General features: G+C 33.9%; 6 protein-coding genes. 2 read left to right on the top strand and 4 right to left on the bottom strand.

All coding sequences use genetic code 11. The features are described 5' to 3' along the window. Positions 1-126: 126 nt before the first annotated feature. The 4 genes from JF259_RS11995 to JF259_RS11980 all read right to left on the bottom strand — a co-directional run bounded on the left by JF259_RS11995 (position 127) and on the right by JF259_RS11980 (position 4,304). On the bottom strand, positions 127-978 hold the full coding sequence (locus JF259_RS11995) for a zinc-dependent peptidase (RefSeq protein WP_199115571.1): 852 nt from the start codon (positions 976-978) through the stop codon (positions 127-129). Between the two features lie 126 nt (positions 979-1,104). Continuing rightward, complete coding sequence (gene tnpA, locus JF259_RS11990; protein WP_199115570.1) at positions 1,105-1,545, bottom strand: IS200/IS605 family transposase; 441 nt, start codon at positions 1,543-1,545, stop codon at positions 1,105-1,107. A 137-nt stretch (positions 1,546-1,682) separates the two neighbouring features. Beyond that, a complete protein-coding gene (locus tag JF259_RS11985) occupies positions 1,683-2,603 on the bottom strand; it encodes a hypothetical protein (RefSeq protein WP_199115569.1) in 921 nt (306 codons plus the stop codon). A 162-nt stretch (positions 2,604-2,765) separates the two neighbouring features. Next, positions 2,766-4,304, bottom strand: coding sequence for a YifB family Mg chelatase-like AAA ATPase (locus JF259_RS11980; protein ID WP_199115568.1), 1,539 nt, complete (start codon positions 4,302-4,304; stop codon positions 2,766-2,768). A 329-nt stretch (positions 4,305-4,633) separates the two neighbouring features. Here JF259_RS11980 and JF259_RS11975 point away from each other — a divergent pair, with 329 nt between their 5' ends. Together JF259_RS11975 and JF259_RS11970 are read left to right on the top strand one after the other, a co-directional pair. Beyond that, complete coding sequence (locus tag JF259_RS11975) at positions 4,634-5,221, top strand: RNA polymerase sigma factor (RefSeq protein ID WP_199115567.1); 588 nt, start codon at positions 4,634-4,636, stop codon at positions 5,219-5,221. Positions 5,222-5,509: 288 nt separating this feature from the next. Then, positions 5,510-6,742: a FecR family protein gene (locus JF259_RS11970; protein ID WP_199115566.1), complete on the top strand. Its 1,233-nt coding sequence runs from the start codon at positions 5,510-5,512 to the stop codon at positions 6,740-6,742. Positions 6,743-6,841: the final 99 nt, after the last annotated feature.

Genomic DNA, 6,841 nt, shown 5'->3' with positions numbered 1-6,841 from the left:
ATATCCACTTTTGACAAAACACCTATAAATGAGTTGTTTATGGAAAATAAAATCAATCAAAAATTCAAAGAACAACCTAATTTATTCAATAACAATGAATTATAAACGCATCACTACTAAGCAACACTAATAATTTGCTACATTAAAATTAAGCATTTGCCTTACCTTCATGTAAATTTCAGGAAATTGAGCTTTAAAATCATGAGGGGTTTCCATAAAATTCTCGATAGCTACCGCTAAAAACTCAAATTGATTTGTATAGGCATAGTTTCTAAAATAAGTCGACACCTTTATGGCATCTCGTAACTCATCATTGGCATTTAAGAGCATGGATAATTCTTTAAAAGAATCACTAAATATAGTGGAACTTACATCACGCTCCTTCATGCTATTTATATGTATGGCATGTGTAAGTTCGTGAATTCCCAAGTTTAAATTGTCTTTACCGTTTTTAAATCCTTGTTTAAAATCTTCCCAAGATAAAACGAGAGCCTTTAACTTAGGGTTAAACTCTCCCTTATGATAAGCTTTGTTAGTATGGGAATAAAACTTCTTTGGATATATTACAATCTTAGAAATTAACCCTATATAGTAATCTCGAAAACCAAAAGTTAGCATAACGGCTGTAGCTCCTATCAAAATTTTCATCTCATCGGTTATCTCCAACCCATCCCTACCTATAAAATCTTTATCGTTTATAAAAGATACCAAACGGTGTTCAAAGTACTTCTTTTCCTTTTTAGTTAATTTTTTATAAAATGAAAATTGTTCTCTTAGAATAACCAACTGTGAATCGGACAAACGCCTTAAATACAGATAAAAATGAACATAAAGCGGCTTTTTATATTTCAATACGTACACCATCTCTATTAGCTTAATAGCATAGCGTAAAAACATATAACCCAATACAGTAAATACGATTCCTAGAATTATTTTACTTCCTGTACTGTAACGCTCTAATATTAAAATAGAAGTCATACAATCTTAACGATACATTATAATTAAAATTACAAGATAAGCATTAGACTTTTACAAAAAGTAAAAATCACACCTTCTAAGAAGGTGGCTTTGAATTGCCCCTAAAAGGGGCTTCGAGGGCCTGGTTCAAAAATCAAATTTCTGTTGATTCTCTTCAACTATTCTCTCTTCCTTTTCCTGATGTTTCACATATTTTCTTATCATTTCTTCATCTAAGCCTACAGTACTTACAAAGTAACCTCTCGCCCAGAAATGATTTCCCCAATATGGCTTCTGCTTTAATTCAGGATAACTCTTAAACAGCTTTATTGCTATTTTTCCTTTTAAAATTCCCATCAGTTTAGAGATGGAAACTTTTGGCGGAACCGATACCAACAAATGTACATGATCCTCTTGAATGTTCAGTTCTTGAACCTCACACCCTTTCCATTCGCACAAAGAGCGTATATCCCTTTCAACCAAGGTCTTTATTGTTCCTTTTAATATTCGCAACCTATACTTTGGGACCCAAACTATGTGATATTCACATTTATATATAACATGACTAAGTTTCTTATATTTGTTCATAGTACAAATATAGGCATAGCCTTCAGAACATGACCACCAGCAAAGCAGGTGGTTTTATAAGATGAAATAAAAATATAAAAAAACCCATCAAATTTTGATGGGTTAATTTCTAAATTATTAACATAATTTATTTTTTCTTATTTTTTTTCTTTTTCTAATGCTTCTTGTCTTTTTTGTTGCAAAGTAAACTCATCTAGAAGTTGTTGTGCCTTTATCATAACATCATTACTACTTTCTTTGGCTGACAGATTTAAACCTGCATTAAATCCAACTGAAATTACAGTTTGATTACCACTAAATCCAGCAATATTATCTTTTCCAAAATTGGTCATATTAATTTGTCCAAAAAAGTTATTCAATTCCAATCTTGCTCCAAAATTTGACCCCGTAAAACCAAGTTTATCCGTTCCAATAAACTCCTTTCTTATTTCTTCATTTTCAGAAAGCCCATAATCTCCTGCTAACTTTCTACTTGAAAGTCCAGCTATCAAATATAAATCAGCCCTTCCATTATCACCTTCAATATCTAAACTCAATAATCTATATGTTAAATGTAAGTCTAGAGATTTTGTTGTAACAGGTGTCATTAGGTCTTCTTTTTTCCATTCAGTATTATGTACTGAAAAATTAATATAACCACCAAATCGCTTAAATGAAAGTAAATCTTCATTTACTTCTACATCATCAGGTTTAGCAAAACTCTTAGTTCCTAACATAAAATTAAAATTACTTATATTACTAGAACTATTAGATGGTATTAATAGATTTGAGCCGAAAATTTTTGAATCATCAGCATTTTCTGAATTAATATTATCATTCTTTGAAAATACCGTAAAACGTATTTTACCGTAGACAAACTTCCTCAAAAACTTAATTCCTAAAGTTCCTGTTCCTGCTTGTGCATCAGGTCTTGAATCCTCGGTTGAAGATGCAAAATCAATGTTAGTTTCCAAATACAATTTCGTTTTAGTGTCTTCAAATGCTGTTTCTGCATCTTGTGAAAAGCTAAACAAAGAAGTAAAAACAAGTAATAAAATAAAAAAATGTCTCTTGCTCATAATGTATGATTTTGGTTATGGTTAGTTTAATGTTGTAAGATAAAACTACAAATAAATTCCTACATATTATCATTTATATAAAATAAATTAAAATGTCGCCCACGATTCTATCACACTAACCCCATTATTTACATTATTAATTTTCAAAACACCCATCCAAATTCACCCCAACCACCCTTCTCTATCCAAGCTTCGGTATTGGATCGCTTCACTAATATGGGTGCCATTAATGGCCTCAACGCCTTCCAAATCGGCTATGGTACGGGCGACTTTTAAAATACGATCGTAAGCTCTTGCAGATAGGTTTAGGCGTTCCATAGCCGCTTTTAACAATTGTTTTGACGCGTCGTCCAAAGTGCAATGGTTTCGAATGTATTTTGTATGCATCTGTGCATTGTAGTGCACGGATTCCGAATCTTTGAAACGCTCCGTTTGTATAGCCCTTGCTTGGGTGACACGCTTTCTAATTTCTACCGAGCTTTCCCCATTTACAGAATTCGATAATTTATCAAAAGGCACTGGAGTCACCTCTATATGAATATCGATTCGATCCAACAACGGCCCTGAAATTTTACCAAGATAACGCTGCATCTCGGCTGGACTCGTAGCTACGGGTGCATCGGGATCATTAAAATAACCACTCGGACTTGGGTTCATGCTCGCTACCAACATAAAGCTACTGGGATAGGTAACAGTAAATTTAGCTCGTGATATAGTAACTTCCCTATCTTCCAAGGGCTGTCGCAATACTTCCAGTACGCCCCTCTTAAACTCTGGCAACTCGTCCAAGAACAATACACCATTGTGGGATAGCGATATTTCACCCGGTTGGGGAAAAGCACCACCACCTACCAAAGCAACATCCGATATGGTATGATGCGGACTCCTAAACGGACGTTGCGACATAAGACCCGTATCTTCTTTTACTCTTCCCACAACGGAATGAATTTTTGTGGTCTCTAGTGCTTCATGTAAGGTCATAGGTGGTAAAATAGAGGGTAATCGTTTTGCCAGCATGGTCTTTCCCGCACCGGGAGGGCCTATTAAAATAATATTATGACCACCAGCAGCTGCAATTTCCATACAGCGCTTTATCCCTTCTTGCCCTTTAACATCACTAAAATCGTATTCTGGAAAGTCTAAACTTTTATAAAACTCATCACGTGTGTTAATAATGGTACGTTCTAAAGCTTCTCCTTTATCAAAATAATCAATCACCTGCTTGATTGTATTGACACCGTACACCTCTAAATCGCCAACAATGGCTGCTTCTTTAACGTTCTGTACAGGTAAAATAAACCCTTTAAAGCCCTCTTCCCTAGCTTTAATAGCTATCGGCAAGGCTCCTTTTATAGGTTGCAAACTGCCATCCAATGACAGTTCTCCCATAATTAAGTAGCGTTCCAAATGTTCTGCCTTTATTTGCTTGGAAGCCGCCAGGATACCTATCGCCAAAGTTAAATCATAGGCCGATCCTTCCTTACGTAAATCGGCAGGCGCCATGTTGATTGTTAGTTTTTTTCCGGGGATCTTATAGCCATTATTCTGAAGAGCAGCCGCAATGCGATAGTTACTTTCCTTAATGGCATTATCGGGAAGTCCCACAAGGTGATACCCTATGCCTGAGTCAACATTAACTTCAACTGTAATCGTGGTCGCCTCAACACCAAAAACAGCACTTCCATAAACCTTTTTGAGCATCTTATTTAATTTAAGTAATAAATCTACTACAAAAATAACATTTATGGAATTTTTTTATCTTAAAATAAGATAACCTCCAATTACCTTATAAAAAGCATGTGCTATCTATATTGTTTACGGTTTAATAAATAATACTTATCTCTAATTTGAGAAAATTTTAAAATCAGCTTCAGTCTTTCAGTTGCATATTTATAAATTTTATTTATATATTTGAAAAAGTTCAATCGTTTGACCGTATTTGCTATAAAACTTTTTCTATTAAGAAAAACACCCCCTATTCTACTAAAATAATGAGTGTATGTTAATTAATCCATAAATGATTACATTCTATGACTGATTTAAAAAAAGAAACCATTGAAGCCTTAAAAGAGGGCAACAAATCTGCTTTTAAAGAAGTAATAGCTTTTTATGAAAAACGGCTCTATGCATTTATTTTTTCCTTAACAAAATCCAAACAAACCACAGAAGACATCCTTCAAGAAGTATTCATAAAGCTTTGGACAATAAAGGAAATATTAAACCCAGAACTAACATTCAATGCGTTTATATACAAAATAGCCAGAAACTTGACTTTTAATCACCTAAGAAAAGTGGCGAATCAAAACGCACTTAGAGAGTCGTTATGGAACGACATTAATGAAATGCACGAAAGCACCGAAAACACTATTATCTTTAATGATTATGAGGTTTTAGTAAACAAACTACTTAAGGATCTTCCTAAACAGAAAAGAAATATCTTTATTTTATCCAAACAACAAGGAAAAAGTAATCAGGAAATTGCTAAGGAACTTGGTATTTCCCAAAAAACCGTTAAAAACCACCTGTGGAAGACCATGCAGATCATTCGGGAAAAGCTTATGCCGTATTTAACCGAATCCCTTTATATCCTAGCCTTTTTAGGTCTGTATTTTATTTAAACCGTGTTGCATGCTATGCAACTTATGAGCATGTCAGTTCTGTAAAGGTCAACTAATTCGAGTACAGGTTTTAAAACAAAGCATTTGATTCTCAATACAAATTTTACGCATAATAACGCGTGAAGTTCACCCCTTTGACAAATTTTTATCAAAATGCATAACGGGTTTTATTTAACAACCCCTGTTTTTTGCCAACATAAAAAAAATTGCTTCCAAACTTGGGACTTTCTTTCTTTTCAAGTGTATTACTAATATAAGGTGACAAAAAAACACCTAAACTAGTATTATATGAGTGAGCAAGAATACATTGATGAACTCTTTAAAAAATTTGTAGATAATTCGATTAGCAAAGATGAATTATATACATTTCTCGATATAGTTAAAGATCCGAAATACAAAGAGCACATCACACTATTAATGGATAAAAGCTGGGAAGACACAACAGCTTACCCAGACGAAAGCAAACTACCTCCAAATAAAATTAACTTTGTTACACTATATAGAAAAGCAATAAAACTCATTGAGCAAAAGGAGTACAAAAACACTTCACAACACAATGCTTTTAAAAAAAAGACATTCCTTAAAAGCTCTTATAAAATAGCAGCGGTTATTGTTATAGCTTTGGGTGTGTTTTCTGTTTTCAAATATGGTTCATTTGAACAAAGCACAAATTTGGAACCTGTGGTAAAAACAGTAATAGCTCCTGATGCCATTACATTAAAACTACAAAACGGGAATATTGAAGTCATTACCGAAGGAGGTGAAAAAACAATATTAGATACAGAGGGAAATGTTGTAAGTGCTCAAAAAGGAAATCAATTACAATACAATAATGACAAACAAGTTAAACTTGCCAAATTGGTATATAATGAATTGACCGTTCCCTATGGTAAACATTTCGACCTGTTACTGTCGGACGGCACACAGGTAAAACTCAATTCTGGGAGTTCCATAAAATATCCTGTGCAATTCATAGACGGAAAAGAACGTAAAGTATTCCTAAAAGGGGAAGCCTTTTTTGACGTTACTAAAAACACAAATAATGCCTTTGTTGTTAATACTAACGATGTGAATGTTGTTGTACATGGTACACAATTTAATGTTTCCTACTATCCCGAAGATCCAACCATAAATACCGTACTCGTAGAAGGATCTGTATCGCTACATAAAGAAGGTGGCAATAAAGACGACCAAGTACTACTTAAACCCGGACATAAAGCTGCTTGGGACAAAACAGAAAAAAAGATGTCGGTAGAAAAAGTGGATGTAGAACTGTACACTGCTTGGATAAAAGGTATGCTGATCTTTAAAAACACACCTTTCAATCATATTCGAAAAAAGCTAGAACGTCATTTTAATGTAAGCATTGAAGACAAATACCATCACTTAGAAAATCAAATATACACGGCTACTTTCAGAGATGAATCGATTACCGATATCTTAAATGCCTTTAAGGAAGATACGCCTTTTGAATACCTCATGGAAGGCAACAAAATAACGATTACTAAACTTAATAATTAACCTTAACCAATACGCCTATGTAAAATTGACTACTAGAACCTCACCGTAAGAAAATCACGAAAAAAAAAGTCCAGAAAATGCAGCCACATTTTCCGGACC

The sequence above is a fragment of the Snuella sedimenti genome (assembly GCF_016428595.1).
Classification (GTDB): Bacteria; Bacteroidota; Bacteroidia; order Flavobacteriales; family Flavobacteriaceae; genus Snuella; species Snuella sedimenti.
The sequence above is the reverse complement of the archived record's forward strand: the minus strand, read 5'-3'. Positions and strand labels throughout refer to the sequence as shown.